This is a genomic window from Micromonospora sp. NPDC050795 (genome assembly GCF_044456785.1).
In the GTDB taxonomy this organism is placed as follows: Bacteria; Actinomycetota; Actinomycetes; order Mycobacteriales; family Micromonosporaceae; genus Micromonospora.
Window position 1 is genome coordinate 1 of the sequence record NZ_JBITGE010000062.1, and the last position, 16,682, is coordinate 16,682.

Annotated in this window: 15 protein-coding genes and 6 pseudogenes; 8 read left to right on the top strand and 13 right to left on the bottom strand. The window is 68.0% G+C overall.

What is annotated here, in order from left to right:
• Positions 1-195: 195 nt before the first annotated feature.
• Positions 196-918: an IS3 family transposase gene (locus ACIBEF_RS31280; protein ID WP_396796988.1), complete on the top strand. Its 723-nt coding sequence runs from the start codon at positions 196-198 to the stop codon at positions 916-918.
• A gap of 33 nt (positions 919-951) precedes the next feature.
• Positions 952-1,047: pseudogene (locus ACIBEF_RS31285) on the top strand (IS5/IS1182 family transposase); the annotation flags it as partial.
• 724 nt (positions 1,048-1,771) lie between these two features.
• Here the strand turns inward: ACIBEF_RS31285 and ACIBEF_RS31290 are convergent.
• Positions 1,772-3,400: an RICIN domain-containing protein gene (locus ACIBEF_RS31290; protein ID WP_396796990.1), complete on the bottom strand. Its 1,629-nt coding sequence runs from the start codon at positions 3,398-3,400 to the stop codon at positions 1,772-1,774.
• Positions 3,401-3,948: 548 nt separating this feature from the next.
• Here ACIBEF_RS31290 and ACIBEF_RS31295 point away from each other — a divergent pair.
• Positions 3,949-6,372, top strand: a complete 2,424-nt coding sequence (locus tag ACIBEF_RS31295) for a hypothetical protein (RefSeq protein WP_396796992.1) — start codon at positions 3,949-3,951, stop codon at positions 6,370-6,372.
• A gap of 165 nt (positions 6,373-6,537) precedes the next feature.
• Positions 6,538-7,101: a sigma-70 family RNA polymerase sigma factor gene (locus ACIBEF_RS31300; RefSeq protein WP_396796993.1), complete on the top strand. Its 564-nt coding sequence runs from the start codon at positions 6,538-6,540 to the stop codon at positions 7,099-7,101.
• On the opposite strand, the gene ACIBEF_RS31305 is transcribed toward ACIBEF_RS31300, so the two are convergent.
• From ACIBEF_RS31305 to ACIBEF_RS31320, 4 genes are all read right to left on the bottom strand, one after another.
• On the bottom strand, positions 7,078-7,722 hold the full coding sequence (locus tag ACIBEF_RS31305) for a LuxR C-terminal-related transcriptional regulator (protein WP_396796994.1): 645 nt from the start codon (positions 7,720-7,722) through the stop codon (positions 7,078-7,080). The two genes, ACIBEF_RS31300 and ACIBEF_RS31305, sit on opposite strands and share 24 nt — an antisense overlap.
• 126 nt (positions 7,723-7,848) lie before the next feature.
• A complete protein-coding gene (locus tag ACIBEF_RS31310; protein WP_396796996.1) occupies positions 7,849-8,508 on the bottom strand; it encodes a LuxR C-terminal-related transcriptional regulator in 660 nt (219 codons plus the stop codon).
• Positions 8,505-9,701: a sensor histidine kinase gene (locus tag ACIBEF_RS31315; RefSeq protein ID WP_396796997.1), complete on the bottom strand. Its 1,197-nt coding sequence runs from the start codon at positions 9,699-9,701 to the stop codon at positions 8,505-8,507. Before ACIBEF_RS31315 ends, ACIBEF_RS31310 begins: the two co-directional genes overlap by 4 nt.
• Entirely contained in the window at positions 9,701-9,829 is a 129-nt protein-coding gene (locus tag ACIBEF_RS31320) for a hypothetical protein (RefSeq protein ID WP_396796998.1), read from the bottom strand. The genes ACIBEF_RS31315 and ACIBEF_RS31320 overlap by 1 nt, the downstream gene beginning before the upstream one ends.
• Positions 9,830-9,961: 132 nt before the next feature.
• On the opposite strand from ACIBEF_RS31320, the gene ACIBEF_RS31325 reads away from it, so the two are divergent.
• Complete coding sequence (locus ACIBEF_RS31325; protein WP_396796999.1) at positions 9,962-10,378, top strand: hypothetical protein; 417 nt, start codon at positions 9,962-9,964, stop codon at positions 10,376-10,378.
• Between the two features lie 210 nt (positions 10,379-10,588).
• Here ACIBEF_RS31325 and ACIBEF_RS31330 read toward each other — a convergent pair whose 3' ends face one another.
• Both ACIBEF_RS31330 and ACIBEF_RS31335 read right to left on the bottom strand, forming a co-directional pair.
• Positions 10,589-11,164 carry a transposase family protein gene (locus ACIBEF_RS31330; protein ID WP_396797000.1) on the bottom strand — a complete coding sequence of 192 codons (576 nt, stop codon included), beginning with the start codon at positions 11,162-11,164 and terminating at the stop codon, positions 10,589-10,591.
• 6 nt (positions 11,165-11,170) lie between these two features.
• Complete coding sequence (locus ACIBEF_RS31335) at positions 11,171-11,293, bottom strand: hypothetical protein (protein WP_396797001.1); 123 nt, start codon at positions 11,291-11,293, stop codon at positions 11,171-11,173.
• Between the two features lie 252 nt (positions 11,294-11,545).
• Between ACIBEF_RS31335 and ACIBEF_RS31340 the strand changes: the two genes are divergently transcribed.
• The gene (locus ACIBEF_RS31340) at positions 11,546-12,193 is read left to right on the top strand and encodes a transposase (RefSeq protein WP_396797003.1); all 648 of its coding nucleotides are present in this window, start codon (positions 11,546-11,548) and stop codon (positions 12,191-12,193) included.
• 15 nt (positions 12,194-12,208) lie between these two features.
• Here ACIBEF_RS31340 and ACIBEF_RS31345 read toward each other — a convergent pair.
• The 4 genes and pseudogenes from ACIBEF_RS31345 to ACIBEF_RS31360 form a co-directional block, all read right to left on the bottom strand.
• Positions 12,209-12,338 (bottom strand): annotated as a pseudogene (locus ACIBEF_RS31345) (transposase); the annotation flags it as partial.
• Positions 12,339-12,657: 319 nt separating this feature from the next.
• A pseudogene (locus ACIBEF_RS31350) lies at positions 12,658-13,236 on the bottom strand (hypothetical protein); the annotation flags it as partial.
• A 58-nt stretch (positions 13,237-13,294) separates the two neighbouring features.
• Positions 13,295-13,492 (bottom strand): annotated as a pseudogene (locus ACIBEF_RS31355) (IS256 family transposase); the annotation flags it as partial.
• Between the two features lie 187 nt (positions 13,493-13,679).
• The gene (locus ACIBEF_RS31360; protein ID WP_396797004.1) at positions 13,680-14,096 is read right to left on the bottom strand and encodes an RICIN domain-containing protein; all 417 of its coding nucleotides are present in this window, start codon (positions 14,094-14,096) and stop codon (positions 13,680-13,682) included.
• 40 nt (positions 14,097-14,136) lie between these two features.
• Here ACIBEF_RS31360 and ACIBEF_RS31365 point away from each other — a divergent pair, with 40 nt between their 5' ends.
• Positions 14,137-14,427, top strand: coding sequence for a hypothetical protein (locus ACIBEF_RS31365; protein WP_396797006.1), 291 nt, complete (start codon positions 14,137-14,139; stop codon positions 14,425-14,427).
• Positions 14,428-14,815: 388 nt separating this feature from the next.
• Positions 14,816-15,762 (top strand): annotated as a pseudogene (locus ACIBEF_RS31370) (IS256 family transposase); the annotation flags it as partial.
• A gap of 238 nt (positions 15,763-16,000) precedes the next feature.
• Here the strand turns inward: ACIBEF_RS31370 and ACIBEF_RS31375 are convergent.
• Together ACIBEF_RS31375 and ACIBEF_RS31380 are read right to left on the bottom strand one after the other, a co-directional pair.
• Positions 16,001-16,402, bottom strand: a pseudogene (locus ACIBEF_RS31375) (transposase); the annotation flags it as partial.
• The gene (locus ACIBEF_RS31380; protein ID WP_396797008.1) at positions 16,369-16,503 is read right to left on the bottom strand and encodes a hypothetical protein; all 135 of its coding nucleotides are present in this window, start codon (positions 16,501-16,503) and stop codon (positions 16,369-16,371) included. The pseudogene ACIBEF_RS31375 and the gene ACIBEF_RS31380, both read right to left, overlap by 34 nt.
• Positions 16,504-16,682: the final 179 nt, after the last annotated feature.

Below are 16,682 nucleotides of genomic sequence, written 5' to 3' on the forward strand. Positions count from 1 at the left end.
AACGCCCGTCACCCCGACGTCCTGGCCGCCCAACGCCGCGAACGAGCCCGCATCCGCAGCGAACCACAACGACGCTGGGACCAACCCGCCACCCGAGCAGCCTGACCCCAACACCCTCAACGTTCGTGGTCACGGCACTAGCCCGGCCGGTGGGTTGACGCCGAACTCGTTGCCGCTTACCGTGCGAACGCTCTGGTGGACGCCCACCGCGACGATCCGGAGTTCGGGTACCGGTTCCTGGTCGATGCCGCCCGCGACGCCAGACAGGCGATGGCTGAGCGCACCGCGTGGCGGATCTGCTCGGGTAACGGCTGGTGGAGCGCGTTCGGGAAGAAGAAGCGTCGCGGAAAGGGCGGCAAGGTAGGCCCGCCGGTGCATGACGATCTCGTGCAACGGGACTTCACCGCCGACGGCCCGAACCGGCTGTGGCTGGCCGACATCACCGAACACCGCACCGCCGAAGGCAAGCTCTACCTGTGCGCGATCAAGGACGTATGGTCCAACCGGATCGTCGGCTACTCCATCGACTCACGCATGAAGTCGAGACTGGCCGTCAACGCCCTACACAACGCCGCAGCCCGCCGTAGTGACGTGACCGGCTGCGTGCTGCACACCGACCGCGGGTCGCAATTCCGCAGCCGGAAACTCGTCCACGCCCTCAACCAGCACCACATGACCCGGGTCGATGGACAGAGTCGGCGCCGCCGGCGACACGCCGCCATGGAATCGTTCTTCGGCCTGCTGCAAAACACCGTCCTCGACCGCCGAAACTGGACCACCCGGCAGCAGTTGAGGACAGCGATCGTGACCTGGATCGAACGGACCTACCACCGCCGCCGACGCCAACGATCCCTGTCCCGGTTGACCCCTATCGAGTACGAGACCATCATGACCCCACCGGCCAGTCAGGCCGCGTGACTGAAACTGTCACCTATCGGTGCAGCAGACCCAATCCTAGCCAAGCTGCGCTGCTGCCCCCGCCGAGCCACCGCGATCGTGCAGGCCATCCTCGCCCTGCACCACGTCGAAGCGGACCGCTACGCAGGACGAAAAAGGCTCACTGAAAACTTTGGCATATATTGGAATGCTTCCGGCGTCACTTGGAGCATGTTGATGACTGATCCGAGTGCAACCGGAAGCTTGCCCACCAGGACTACCTCCGTAGGGCGGGGCCAGGGTGATTGCATAGTCGGACAGCGGGCCGTTGACCAAGAGTTTCGAGAAAATTCGGCCTCTGTGGAGGCGATTGAAGGGGGTGGGCCGCATCAGCGATCATGGAGTTGCGACGCTTCATGACTCCGAGGAAGACACGCCGGTGTCCTCCACGTAGCCGGCCCCGCCGACGGCATCCTCTCTCATCCCTGCACTGGCCGTAGCAGCCCGCTCTCCATCGCCGAGGCCGCGCCCGTCACCGACGGGTGAACGCGGCGGGCTGCTGCACGCGCTAGGCGAGGCCTTGGTAGTGAATCTATGCCGTCAGCGGTGAATCCGCTTGAGGTCCGCCGGCGAGACCCGCAGGTCAGAGATTTTTCCAATATTGACCAGGCGGCCGCCCGCCCTGTTTTGTGCGGCGGCGGCGGCGGTGCGTCGTTCCTCAACGGATGCACCTCGTAGTATTCATGACGTGACTTTGCGTATCGGCCTCGGTGATTTGGTTTCGGAGGGCATCCGGAATCTCCTGGAGTGGCGATTGCCTGGGTCGACGTGGGAAGGTTCTTTAGCGCGGCCTCGACCTCGCTGTCCTGCAGCAGGCACCCGGGTCTCGCACCCGTCACCATTCGGAGTCGTGGATGAGGGCCCAGTCGTGGTCGTCGTTGGCGACGCACGTGGAAAGTGCTAGCCGGGTGCCGGGCGGGGCATTGGCCGCGCCGGGAAGGTTGAGGCAATAGCCGGTGACGGTGTTGCGCAGCCAATAATATTGATAGCCGTCGGAGATAAACCTCGGCTCCAGGCGAAAATACTGGTTGTCGTTGTCGTGGCACTTGTTCTCGATGAGCTGGGTACCCACCTTGACGGTTGTCGTGCCCGGAGGATCCAAGCAGAAACTGTCGTCGACGTTGCGGATCCAGTAGAGCTGGTGGCCGCTGCTGTCAACGGCGGCCGGCACGAAGGCGAACTCCTGGTTGTCCGTCGGCCTCTTGGCGCATCCGTACTGGTTGATCGGCCCGGCGTGAGTGCCGGGGCCGGCGCCAGGGATGTCGACGCACATCTCGGTTGCATGGTTGTAGATGAAGTACGGGCCGTAGGTGCTTCTGGTCCCGCCGGCCAGGATGCGGGGCTGGTTCCTCCGGACCGGCGTCGTGGTGACCGGGGTACCTGGGCGGCTTTTCGTGGCGCTGGGCTTGGGAGGCGCGGTGGTGACAACCGGCGCGGGGACCGAAGATGGGGGCGCAGTAGTCGGGGTAGTCGGGGCCGGCGTGGCGACCTTGGTGAGCCGGGTGTCGAGCCGGTAGTACGCGGTGTACGACTCGACCTCGGTGAGGAAAACCTGGGTGGGGGAGTCGAACGTGCCGCCGCTCTGGCGGACGGCGTCCGGCCCGATGTGGAAGGCGGCCAGGGCCAGGGCGTACGGGTCGCCTTCGAGACCAGAAAGCTCCGTGAGCAGCCCACAGAGGGCAGAGCCGATCGCCGGGACGGCGGCGCTGGGGTCCCAGGCCGAGGCGTCCGGTGGACCGTACCGTTGCCAGAGCTCGGGGCGGAACTGGGCGATGCCCTGCTCTCCACCGCTGCCGAGAAGATTAGGGTTGAACGCGGACACGGCCATCAGCACGGCGGCGACAGCAGCCGGGCTGAACTGCGAGCAGACACTGCCGGCTTCGAGCACAGGCCGGAGGTACGCGTCGGACAACGGTTTGCCGGGGCCCGGCGTCGTCCTGGCAGGGTTGAACTCGACCGAGCCGAAATCCGGCTGCCGGGCGTAGTAGGCGGCGTATCCAGTGACCTCCTTCACGTAGCCGACGGCGGACTCGGGGACGCCGCCGGCCTTGAGGACCGTCGGCAGGTCCGACCGGAAGGCTGCCAGCGACAGCATCCACGGATCACCGGCCACCTTCGCCAGGCGCAACTGTCCGCTGAAGTCGCATACCTGGTGTGCCAGGGCGAGGATGTTGGCGCCGGTGTTCGCGCGTTCCGCGCTCGGCCAAGGGGCCCACTTCCTCCAGTCTCCGTCGTCGAGACCCGCGATGCCGCGTCCGCCGGATTCCGTGTCGGAGGCTGCGGTCTTCAAGCCGGACTCCGCCATCAGTTGGCCGGCGACGCGAGCCGGGGTCAGCATCGGGCACGAACGGGCAGCGGTCTCGATGGCGGGCAGGTAACGGTCCGGTATGTCGATTCCGGTGAGCTTGTCGCTGTCGGCCGATGCGACGCTCCAGCCGATGCCGGCGGCGAGCACGGCGAGCACGGCGATGACGGCGGCCGCACTCCGCCTACGGGACCGAAGGAGCAGTATGCTGCCCAGGTCGCGAAGCCGGTCGAGCGCCCGGGTCAGCTGCGGGGACGAGATCGGTCGCACAGTGTCCGCACCCTTCAGAGAACAGTCGTCGACATCACGACGAGCGGAAGCCGTGAGGGGTTCATCGAAGCCCTCGGCCAGCCGAAGATTTTTTCTCACGTCTCGGTGTGAGCAGTGAAGCATCGAGCATCGCCAGCGGCCCCGGGCCGGGTACGTCGTCGTCCGTGGACATGTTCGCCGGCTGGCTCACCGACAGTGGCCGGGGCTGTGGACCGTGGCCCGGCGAACGGCCGCTGCGTAAGTGGGTTGAGAAGACCGGTCGCGGGCACCGTTGAGTTGGTGTGGAAACCGACATCGCACCTACTGAGATAAGGGCTCATGCCGACCGGGACGTTGGCCCGGCGACGCCGGGGGATCGTTGGCGGCTCGCCGGCCGGCGCCTAGACGGGCTGTTCGACCTCGAGTTGCGGGCGGACCCGGGCGGCGGCCTGCGTGCCGTGCGCGGATCGGCGGGGCCGCTGGACGCGGCGGGCCTGGCCGACCTGGTTCGGCGGACCGCGGTCGCCGGTGACGACGTGCGGATCGTGATGGCCGACGCGGACCGGTACGAGCCGGTCTTCGCCGAGCTCGCCGGGCTGCTGGGCCGTGACGTTCTGGTCGGCAGGGCCGCAGGGGTGACGGACAGCCTGAAAGAGGTCAGCGCTCACCCCGAGGTCGCGACCAGAGGTCCTGCCGAGTGGCGGGTGGTGCAGCCACCGGGGATGGCCACCGCCCTGCCCGGCTGGTACGACACGAGCGGCCCGGTGATCCGCCCGCGGGCCGGTTTGGTGACTGTGCCGTTGCCCGGCGGCCTGATGCTCGCCGGTCGGGCGGACTTCGTAGCCCGCCGCGCCACCGCCGCCACCCTGTTCAGCGGACACCCGGGCCTCACCACGATCGGCGCGCCTATCAGGGCAGGTGGCTTCGTCCTCGGTGACTACGGCGGCGGTCACGAGGTCGCCGACGGTTGCCGGCTCGCCGCCGCGCTGGCCGCTCTGCCGTTGTACGGAACCGAGGTGCGGATGTGGATCACCTGGCCGTCCGAGCCGGGCGAGCAGGAGCGCCTGGACCGCAATTTTAGGCAGTTCGCTGAGATCAGCGGTGCGACCGTCTGGGCCCCGGAGTTGGATACCACGATCGAGGTGCTGGAAAGCTGCCACGACCTGGCAGTGGTCGCCCGCCACGGTGGCCTGGCGGGTTGGACTGCCTATGTCCCGTCCGGTTCCGCGCGGCCCGGCTTCACGGGCGACGCCGACGGGCGGCTGTCCCCGGCCGCGGAGCCCCTCCTCACGCAGACGGCGGGAGTCGCGGCCATCGGTGTCGAGTCGGTGCGTCGGCGAGCGGCCGGATACCGTTACGAGCAGGTGAAGGCCCGGCCGGGGCTGTTCCGGATGGACCTCACCGTCCTGCCGGACGGCCGCTGGGCGGTGCCGTATGCCGGCTTCGGACCGTACCCGTTGGGCCCGCGGGAGTTGCAGCGGAGGCTCTGCGCGGCTGGTTGGCAGGGCGAGACTCTGATGCTGCTGGCCGGGCATCCGCAGGACGGTGGTTTTCGCAGGTACGGGGAACGGCTGACCGCCCGCCTGCGAGCGGACGTGTGGGTGCTGCCGCCGGACGCCGACTTCACGGTGGTGGACGGGGAGCCGTGCGCGGTGGACCGTCGAGGGCAGCCAGTGGAGTGGGAGCGTCTCGCCACCGGAGCGGTGGAGTCGGGCTGGAGAAGCCGGAACGGCCTGCTGAGCCCGGCTGTCCCGGCTTCGGGCTCACCCGCTCCGGCGGTGCTCGCGGGCATCGAACCCACGCCGGGACTGGTCACCACACTGCCGGCTCTCAGGCGTGCCGGTGCCTCTGTCCGGCGACTGTCCCGACGAGTTCTTCCGACGCCGGCTGAGGCCCCGACGCCGGTTGAGGTTGCCGCCCCGGAGGTGAAATCCGTCGAGGTCGCCGTCCGGGAACCGAAACCCGCTCCCGCTCCCGCTCCCGCTCCGGACGCCACGCCACCCGACGATCCGCCGGGCGGCCCATCACCAGTTCTCACCACCACGCGCAATCGGGTACGGCACGGCCTCTACTGGCTGGCTGACCGCCCGCGGGTCAACTCAGAACCGGTTGACCTCTACGTGATCTGCGAGGGAGATCCGGTACGAGCGGCCGACGAGGGTGTTCGTACCCCGCACCTGTTCGCGGTAGGCCTGCTGCACCCGCCCGCCTCCGGCACCTTGCGGTCGGACGAGAGCCTGCTGCGGGTACGGGTAGCGCCGGGCGGGGCCGTCGACCTGTCCTCCATCGACGTGTATGTGCCACCCAGCGTGCAGTTGCTGCTGGACTGTCCCGGTGAGTTCTACCTGCTGCCCGCCGGTCTGCTGGACCGGGCCCGGCCGCTCGACGGCTGGCGGGTCAACCCGGCCGGCGGGTACGCCGCGTGTGACCCGTTCGGCGGCGGCCGGTCGCTGATGCTGCGCATCACCGGAGCGCCGCACGGCGTGCAGGGACTCCCGGTCGATGTGCTTCTGTGGCCGAGCAGCGCAGCCGAAACGGCGTACGTTCTGCTACCCGTCACCTGGATGTCTCCGGACGGCGCCGTCGCCCTGCTCGCGGCGAAGCCCCGGCCCCGAGCCGGTCATCGGCTGCTTGAGCTGCGGGTGCCGCGACGACAGGCCGTCAACGTCAGCGAAGCCGCGCGCCAACTAGTCGGCCTGCCTGCGGTGCGCTCGGCCGCCGCCGACCTGGTCGCTAGGCGGATCAAGCTGGTCCTGCCGGCCTGTGAGCACGAGCGGGTAGAGGTCCGGCAGGTGCTGGCCCCGGGCCGTTTCGGCTGGCAGGAGGTCCCAGGAGAGGGCGGCGGCGTGCTGTCCGCGTACCTATCCGGAGACCGGCGGTGAAGCGCCCATTGCGCTGATCTTTAGGCCGCGCCCTGGGCCCTTCTGGGCCTTTGGGCTCAGTCGCCCGGGACTGCCGGGAAACTACCTTTCCCCGCATCACCAGCCGGAAGAAACAGGCGGTGGCCGGCGCAGTTGCCGGTGGTGGACAGCGGAGGGATGCCGGCGATGAGCGTTGCGACGTGTACGAGGCCCTTGGTGGACCCGGCGGTGCGGGAACGGCGGATGGGCGTGATCTTCCAGGCTAACGCGGCTCCGCTGCGGCAGTATCTGGTGCGGCTGACCCGGGGCCAGTACGAGGCGGCCGAGGACCTGCTGCAGGAGACCATGCTGCGGGCCTGGCGCAAGATGGACGACCTGCCCGACGACGACGTCTTGGTGCGCCGGTGGCTCTTCACCGTGGCCCGCAACCTTTCGATCGACGCGATTCGCGCCAAGAAGGCCAGGCCTGCCGAGGTGTACGGCGACCTGGGGGTATGCACGGCACCGGTCGAGGACGACGTGGACCGTCTACTGGACCGGCAGGTGTTGCGCGACGCGTTGCTGCGGCTCACCGACCAGCAGCGAGCGGTACTCGTGGCGCTCTACTGCCGGGATGCCTCGGTGGCGGACACCGCCGTAGGTCTGGGCATCCCGGAGGGCACGGTCCGCTCGCGATCCTTCTACGCTCTGCGCACCGTCCGCGAAATGCTGAGCCGCCAACGTGCCCTAGGCGCCGTTCAACAGCCGTAGGGCCTCCCTGCGGCCGTGCACGCCAAGTTTGACGAAGCCGCGGCCGATATGGTTACGGGCCGTCTTGTCGGTAATCTTGAGCGCGCAAGCGATGGCGGCAACGGACAACCCCTGGCAGAGAAGCTCCAGCACCTGCCGCTCACGCGGGGTGAGCGCCGCCCTCGCCGGATCAGGCCGAGGGCCGGGCGACGGCCGGCCCGAACAGGCGTGGACCTCCGTGAGGGCGGACGAGGCGGCGATCGGGGACAGCCATGCCAGTCCCTTTGCCACCGCGTGGACCGCGCCCAGCAGGTCGGTCGGTTCGAAGTTGCCGTAGACCAGGTACCCGCGGGCCGGCTCGTGCAGCAGGGCGGCGACGGCGTGCGGCTCGGTCACGCCGGTCAACAGGATCACCTGGGACCAGCGCGCGAGCGCCTCGATCCTGCCCGGTGTTGTCATTCTGTCGTCGATCAGGATCACGGCCGGCCGCAGCCGGCCGGCCTCGGCAGTCGCATCGGCGGTGTTGCCGATGACCCCGACCACCCGCACCGGGGGGCGGCCCCTGAGATGGGCCAGCATTTCCGCACGCCCGGCCGGCTCGGGATGGGCGATCAGCACCTCGATCGAGTGGGGGACTGGCACGTGCACGCCTCTGGTCCGAACGGCTGGCGTCTGCCGGGGGCGGCGTCGGCCACGGCGAGCATCTCGCCCGCTGCCCACACGACGAAAACCGGGACCATCGAGTTCACTCCGGATTGCGCGCGTGTTTCATCGTCGACCCGTCCACCGCATCGCGGCCTCGGTCCGGTTCGCCACCCCGAGTTTGGTGAGGATGTGGTTGAGGTGGTTTTTCACGGTTTTCTCGGTGATCAGCAGACGCCGGCCGATGGCGGCGTTGGAGAGTCCGCCGCAGATCAACTCGAGGACGGCTTGTTCTCGGGCGGTCAGCCCGAAGCTCTCCCGCTCGCGGAGCAGCCGGTCGCCCTGGTCGGCGACGGCACGCTGCTGGACGGCGTGTTCCCGTAACACCGAGATGGCTACCGACGCGACCGCAGGGGAGAGCCAACTGCTTCCGGACGCCACCGCGCGGACCGCGCGCAGCAGTTCCGCCGGGTCGAACTCACCGTGTACGAGATAGCCACGGGCGCCGCCGAGCAGCATTCCGGCGATCACCTCCGCGCTGGAGTCACTGGTCATCACGAGTACAGCACTGTACTCAGCCAGGCGGCCGATGACGCTGAGCCCGTCGGCGATCGGCATCCGGTGGTCGAGGAGGGTTACGGTCGGGCGTAGCCGCTGGACCGAGGCGGTCGCAGTGCGCCCGTCAGGAGCCTCGCCCACCACGCGGATGTCGTCCTCACTGGCCAGGAAGACCCGGATAGCCGACCGGACGATGGGGTTGTCGTCGACGATCAGAACGTCGATCATCGAATTGTCGCCTGCTCGGCCCAAGTGTCCACGCCGACCGGCACGTCGGCCTGAACCAGAGTGCCGGCGCCAGGCCGGGAGGTGACGTGCAGGCTGCCGCCGACCGTCCGAACCCGCTCCGCCATGCCCACCACCCCGAAACTTCCGCGGGACGACAGGTGTGACAGATCGGTGGGCGGAACAAAACCGGCGCCGTCGTCGCGCACCGTCAGCCGTACGCCGGTGGGGGACCGTCCGAAGGTGACATCGACATGCCGGGCCGCAGCATGTCGTTGCACATTGCGCAGCGCCTCATGTAGGACTTGGGTGAGTTCATAGCGGGCTGCCAGCGATGGTTCCACCACACCGATCGCCGTCAGCCGCAGACCGATGCCGCTGGACCCGCTCCAGTCGTCGCACACCCCGCGGACGGTTTCGGTGAATGGCCTGTCCGGAACGTCGCGGCGCAGCGCGCCGAGCAGTTCACGGGTCTCCCGGACGGCCGCGTCAGCACCCTCTGATACGGTTACGGCGAGCTGCTCGGCCAGGGCGGGCTGACGGCGCAGTGAGGCCGGCAGAGCCACTGCGGCGAACGAGATTCCGCGAAGTGTCTTGGCTACCGAGTCGTGCAGCTCCCGGGCGAGCCGGGCACGTTCCGAGGCGGCCGCGGAGCGCTGCGCCGCGATGGTGACCTCGACTGAGAGTTCCAGATAGCGGTACATCGTCGCGGTGAGTGCGGCGGCGCCGAGCCCGTACACCAGATTCAGCATCGGTACCGCGACCAGGAACGGAGCTATCAGTTCCCGGGCTTCCGGCTCGATGCCTTGCAGCAGTTGAAGGGTCACCGACAGACCGAGGACGGAATGGGCGATCCAGAGCGCCGCGCCGCTGGTTCCGAGCAGCACTCCGGCGAGTGCGGCGGATCCGGCTGCATAGCAGAAGTACGCCACTCCGGCCTTGCCGACGACCAGGACGGCGACGACCACCAGGGCGTCAGCGGAGAGGATGCCGAGCCGGCGGCGCAGCACTCCCGGACGCCGGTTGAGCACCACCAACCCGGCGACCGTGCTGACCGTGATCAGGCCGAGAGCATGTGCCGCGGCGGTGGGATCGGCGGTCAACTGGATGGTCACGATGGTCGCGGTGCCCGCGATCACGAGCCGGCCGATCAGCACCGAGCGGGTGACCGCGGTCGCGGCGATGAACCGCTTCATCAGGTGATGGCGAGCATGTCGATGTCAGGGGCGTTACTGTCGCCGTAGACGGCGATCGTCGTCGGGCCTGCCCGGACGTACGCGTCGACGCTGATCTTCTGGGGCGTCTTCCAAGAGGTGCCGGTCACCCTTTCGGCGGCTATCATGACGATCCCGTCCGTTCTTCGGACACCGGGACGGTCACGTCCACGTCAACCCGGCCGAGGTAACGCACCCGCTCCCCGCCGCCGGATGTCTCACAGCCGGGGAAGGAGGCCCCGTTGCTGGCCATCGCGTCCTCGGCCTGCACGGCGATCGGGGTGAACGTCGACGCGGGTCCCGCCGTGTTCCCGGGGATGGTGGTCGCGGTGCGCCTGGGCGTTATCGCCGGCCTGGTAGGGCTGACGGTGCCTCGGATGGTGGTCGCGGGGCCGGACGGAATCGTCATGGGCAGCGGGGCTGTCATGGCAGTGACGCCGGTGGGGCTGGTTGAAGCGGCCGGCGGGCCTGAGGGCGGTAGCGCCTCCCGCTCGGGGGCGTTCGGCCAGGACGGCTCGGCCATGATCAGCGGCGGGACGACGAAAGCGGCGGTGCCGACGGCGACAGTGACGGCGGTCGTGCTAGCCCAGTGGCGGAACTGCCCGCGGCGAATCGGACTCGGTGGCTCCCCGAGCAAACGCCGAAGCAAGTCACCATGAGTGCTCACCCGAGCGGCGGCAGGTGTGGCACCACCGTCGGCCGGTGGAGCGGAGTCGCTCTGCACCGCGCTCTCCTAGGGCCTAGTTTCGGGACGCAGGGACACTGTACTCAGTAGAGTCGACCTTGCGCAATTCGTCGCAGCAGGAAACGAGCACGCCCCACCTGCGGGCTAACGACCTCGTGCATGGTTGTCGGGAGGGCCAGTCACCTCATCGGCGGTGAGGTTTGGCTGTTAGCGCCTTGAGTGGCTTGGTGGCGTTCTCGGTGCGGTCGGTGTGTTGGTGGTCCGACAACGGGCCGGTGATCGCGCGGATGGTGGCGTCGAAGTGTTCGCGTCGGCCGTGGTAGCGGGCCAAGATCGGCCAGTTCTTCAGGTGTCCATTGACATGCTCCACGTGGATCCGCTGTGACGAGTGCCGTTTGCGGGCCGCAGCGTGCGCGGCGATGACGTTCGGCGGCAGTGACTTCTGGTGTTCGCGCGCCTTGGGCTTCGGTGTGATCACCACGCCGGCGGTGTCGGTGCCGAGTCCTTGATAGCCGGCGTCGGCAAGGACTCGAACCCCGAGCGGCGCGTGGAGCAGGAGGTCGACAAGGCCGACGCTCCGCGCCCGGGTGAGGTCGTGCATCGAGCCCGGGCGAGTCTCGCCGCAGAACAGCAGCCGACCAGCCGGATCGCAGATCACCAGGGCCTTCATCGTGTTCAGCCGCGCTTTGCCGGATACGAAGCGGTCCCTACCCGCCCGGCCCTCGACCGGTCGGCGGACCCGCAACCCGGTGGCGTCCATCAACGCTCACGGGTGCTGACCCAGATACCCGACCACGTCGGCGAGTGTGCGCAGCCGGACTCCGTCATACACCCGGCAACCCCGCTCGGCCAGCAGCGGCCGCACCTCGGCGACGCTGCGGGTGACCATCGAACGGTGGACCCCGAAGCAGGCTGCTACCACGTCATGGCCAACCCGTGCCGCAGGCACACCAGCGTGGCCAGCAACCGGTCAGCGAACCCGAACCGACGCTTCGCACCCACGCCAACACGGCGGCGACGCGTTCGCGTCCGCGTCCGCGTCGCGAGCCGATCACGGTAGCGGGCCTGCCACCGTGATCTCAACTCCGCGACCAGGCCCGCTATCACCTGCCGGGACACACCTGTCATCCGAGGGTTCATCATGATCGCAGCACCAAGCATGATGCCAACATCGATCATCGATGCTCAAGGACTCGCAACCGTGCACGAGGTCGTTAGACGTAAGAAGCGGGCCGAGCCGTCGGCGGAGGCCGCAGCCGAGTTGGTCCGGGCGGCCAAGGAACAGGGCTTGTCGCTGACTGGCCCGGATGGGCTGCTGCGGCAGTTGACCAAGACTGTCCTGGAGACCGCGTTGAACGAGGAGATGACCGAGCACCTCGGTTATGCCAAACACGAACCCGACGGCGCCGTGGCGGGCAACATCCGCAACGGCACCAGGGCGAAGACGGTGTTGACCGACATTACCGGGCCGGTGCAGATCGACGTGCCGCAGGACCGGGCTGGCATGTGCGAGCCGCAGATCGTCCGCAAGCGGCAACGCCGCCTGTCCGAGGTCGACGAGGTCGTGTTGTTGCTGTATGCCAAAGGGTTTGACGACCGGGTAGATCAGCGCGCACTTCGCCGAGATCTACGGCGCCTCGGTCAGCAAGAGACGATCTCCCGGATCACCGACAAGGTGATCGAGGAGTTGACCGACTGGTCGCACCGACCGTTGGATGAGTTGACGATCTCGCGAAGCCGGCAGCTCGTTTCCGCTGGTAGTAGTCCTGTCCCGGGGTTGCTCTTTTGATTTGGGCCATGGCCATGACGTGCAGCGCGTAGTTGAGCTGCCGGTCGCCGGCGCGCGATAGGCGGTGCCGTTGGACGTCACCGGACGAGACTTCTATCGGCGCGACCCCGTAGTACGAGGCGAACGCGGACTCCGACCGGAATCTGCTGACGGCGCGAGCGCGGGCCAGGATTTTTGCAGTCTCGGATGCCGTGCAGCTCGGTCAGGGTGGTGCCGGAGGTTGTGACGGCGGCGGACAGGGTTGCTGTTGCTTCGGTGATGCGGCGGTCGAGGCGGCGGACTTCGTTGAGCAGGTCCACGGCGACCTGGCGCAGAGTACGGGCCAGTGCGGCGCGGGGGCGGATGCTGCGCAGCGCGGCGGCTGCGGTCTCGGTGGTGAGCGTGCGGGGCAGGCCGCCGGCGATCAGCTGGGCGAGCAGCGCGTGCAGCCGTTTAATGGTCTGGGTTCTGGTGCGGACCAGGTCGTCGCGGTGGTCGGTGAGGCATAGCAGGGCGGCGATCGCTTCGTCGATGGCAGCGGTGTTGAGGCGGGTGGCAGTGTGCGTGGCGATGCCGACCGACAGGGCGTCGGGCTGGTCGGTTTTGCGGCCGTATCCGGTCGAGAGCATCCGGACGCGACGGGCAAGCTTCACGGGTACATCGACCACGCCGATGTGGTCGGTGCCGCCTTCGATGCCCAGGAGGCGTGTGACCAGCGGCTGGCGAAGCAACGTGGTTGCCGATAGCCGTCGCGTTGACCTCGACGCGGATCGCGGCCAGGGGCTGGGGGCGGTTGTCCACCGCGACCGCCCTCCAGGACGCCTCTGGGAATCAACCGCGATGATGACCGGAGCTGGTGCTGAAGGCAAGGCGGGGGCCACCGCGGTCTCCTTGGGGCCGGGGGAAGGAGATCCGGCGAGGAGGGCAGACCAACTTTGGGCTAAACAGTCCTCTCTCGAGCCGCTCTCGCCGGCGCTCGTGGCCGGGGCGCAGGCCATTCGAGGGCCAGCCCATGGACGGCAGGTGTTTCCCGAGCGACCCCAACCACAGCCTCCGAAGATCATGCCAGCAGACCCCGATCTCCGCCACCAATTCAACAAGGTGGTGTTTTCGGATCTTGGGGTAGGTTTCGGCGGCGGGGAAGCGGTCGCTGGAGGTGATGGTGAAGGCGTTGAACGGAGGTTTCGAGCGCATCGTCCATCGGGTCCTGCCTGCTCCGGTGGGGTCCAGGAAGCGGGTCACCAGGTACAGGCACTTCAACGCGGCCAGCTCGTTCGGGAAGTGGCCGCCGGCCTGGACCGCGCGTCGGTAGTGTGCGTGGGCGGCAGCTTCCGGCTCACGCCGGTGGCGCTGTACTCCGTCGCGGTCACCCTTGGCGTGGGCAACATAAGCTTCGCTGAATATCACGAACTGGAGGGGTGGAACCAGGTCTACGAGATGCAGCCACCGGCGTCCTGGAGAACCCCGGCGTGACCGAGATCAGAAGACGCGGCGGCCGGAAGCCCTGTCATCTCCGGCGCCACCGTTGGTCGGCGCCGCCGTCGCAGGTCCGGGCGTATGCCCGGCCGGTCGAGTCGCTGGCGGCGCAGATGGCCGAACCGTTGGTCCGGTCGTGCCAGCCGCGCAGGGACACGCTGGAGAACCCGTCCCCGACACCGTCGATGATCTTAGCCGGGTCGTCGACGGCGCAGCTTCCGGTGTCTAGACCGGGGACGGCGGTGCCGGAACCCCGGTAGATTTGCAGGCAGCGCCCGGTTGCCGCGTTCCGGAACGTGAACCTCCCCGCACCGTCGACCGCGTCGGTGGTGCCGTAGTCCGCGATGATCCAGATCTGGTGCGCGTCGCCACGCTCACACAGCGTCGTGAAGACCTGGCCCGCAGCGAGGCCTCCGAGGCACTGGCCCGTCGCGTAATTCTGCAGCACGCCCCGCAACAACTCCTCAGTTGCCGTCGGGGTACCCCGTTTGACTGACGAACTGGTCGATCTGGCCGCGGACGAAGGCGATGCGCTGGGTGAGTTGGCCTTCGACGATGCGCTGGGCACCGGGGCGGACGACACCCGGTCCGGCACGGCCGACGAAGGTAGGTCGGCCGCCTCGGCCTCGAGTGATTCCCTGGGTGTCGGACCAGACGTCTTCTCGTCCGGCACGATCAGCGGTGGCACCGCGACGGCGGCCAGCATGATAATCACAGACAGGGAGATAGTAGGCGGCCACCACCGCCACGGCCTGGTCGCGGTCGAGACAGCGTCCTGATGCCGCTCCGACGTGTCAATCTCCACCTGCTCGTTCATCGTACGGCGCATGCGCCTTCCCGTAACCGGCTCCGCGGGGCCCGCCCTTGCACCCCTGCGGCACACGGGTCACCGGCCGAGTTGCCATCGAAGAGAGGTTTCTAGCACTCGCTCTCGGATTGTGCCACCAGGTCGCAGGCCGGGCAACAGTCGGTGCCCCGGCAAAGTCGTATGGTGTCTGACTTGTAAGGCTTGGAGTTGGTTGCGTCCACGGGAGTGGTGTACGACTTGCACGTGATGGGCGTGTTGCGTAGATGGGAGGCGGCCATGGCGTCGATCCTTCAAGACGGCCAAGTCAGAGTAGGAAGAGAGAACGCGATGGCCGCATCAGAGAGTGTGAACCCTGTTGACTGCTGCGTGAGCAGATCGAGGGCGCGTCGCCGGATGTGTTGCAGGCGATGATCAAGGCGTTCGTGCAGGCGGTGATGTCCGCGGAGGCGGACGCGATCTGTGGCGCCGGCTATGGGCAGCGCAGCGACGAGCGGGTCAACTCCCGCAACGGTTATCGGCCGAGAGAGAGTGGGACACCAGGGCGGGCACGATCGACCTGGCCATCCCGAAGCTGCGGCAGGGTAGCTACTTTCCGGACTGGTTGCTGACGCACCGCCGTCGGGCCGAACAGGCGTTGGTCTCCGTGGTGGCCACGAGTTACCTGCTCGGGGTGTCGACCCGTCGGGTGGAGAAGCTGGTGGAGCAACTCGGCGTCAGGCAGTTGTCGAAGTCGCAGGTGTCGGAGATGGCCGCGCACCTCGACGTTCAGGTCGAGGCGTTTCGTAACCGGCCGCTGGACGCCGCGCATTACCCGTTCGTGTGGATGGACGCGTTGACGATGACGGTCCGCGAGCACGGGCGGACGGTCAACGTCCACGCGCTTGTCGCGGTCGGGGTCAACGCCGACGGCCAACGTGGAGTCCTCGGCGTGGATGTCGCCTCGGATGAGGACGGCGCCGGCTGGTTGGCGTTCCTGCGGTCGTTGACCGCCCGCGGCCTGTCCGGCGTTCAGCTGGTCATCTCTGATGCCCACCGTGGTCTTGTTGGCGCGATCGGCGCCGCTCTGCCCGGCGCCGCCTGGCAACGCTGCCGCACCCACTACCTGCGCAACTTGCTCACGAAGGTCCCGAAGTCGGCGCAGCCATGGATCGCCACCCTTGTTCGGACGATCTTCGACCAACCCGACGCCGACGCCGACGCCGTCCGAGCCCAGTTCGACCGGGTCGTGACCACGATCGAGGCGAAGTTCCCGGCAGCGGCCGAACACCTCGACGCCGCCCGCGACGACCTACTCGCGTTCACAGCCAGTGGCCATACCCATCGACCGTAGCGGGTAGGGAGGCCACGGCCCCGTCGTAGAGTCGCGGGCCTTTGGCGCCGATGTACGCGATCGCCGCCAGGACAGCCCGGTCATCAGCCCGGCGCTTCCCACCGCCCTGAGGCCGTTTCGCAGCAACCGGCATCAACGGTTGCGCAACCACCCACAAGTCCTCCGGTGCCCAGGTCTGGATCATGTCCTCGACAACATTCGCCACTTAGAACTCCTAACTCTTTGAGCGCTGCAGCCGGTGCCAGCAGACAATGGCGCGGGCAAGGGTGAGGAACGCTGCGTGGATGTCGTCACGGATCTCCCAACGGATCCGCAGGCGACGGAACCAGTGCAGCAGAGCGATGGTTTGCTCCACGACTCAGCGTCGGGTCCCGAGCCGAGAACCGTGCGGGACGCCGCGTCGGGCGATGACGGGTGTGATGCCACGCGTCCGCAACTCACGGCGGTACTTGTCGAAGTCGTAGCCGCGATCTGCGTAGATTCGGTCGGGCCGTTGCCGGGGCCTGCCGCGGATGCCCATGATCCGGGGGACCTTGTCGACCAGGGGCAACAGTTGGGTGACGTCGTGACGGTTGCCGCCGGTCAGACTCGCGGCGAGAGGGATGCCGCCCGCGTCAGTCTGCTCACCAGTTGGCCGATGGGAACGGGGACGCTATGACCGGGCAGCGTCACTGTGGTGTTCTGCGTGATGCGGGTGCCTACCGGCAGACGGTTCAACGCCTGCGCATAGACCTGATCGGAATTCCTAGCCTCGGTCTTTCATGAGTTATTGATCTTGGTGTGGTGGGTTCGGCTGGCGGTGTTTCTGCCGGTAGGCATGGTTTGGGCCCGACGCGTGGCCGGGTTCCTCGAAGCTGTTGCTGGGGCGGGGATTGTGGTTCAGGAAAGGGGTCGGG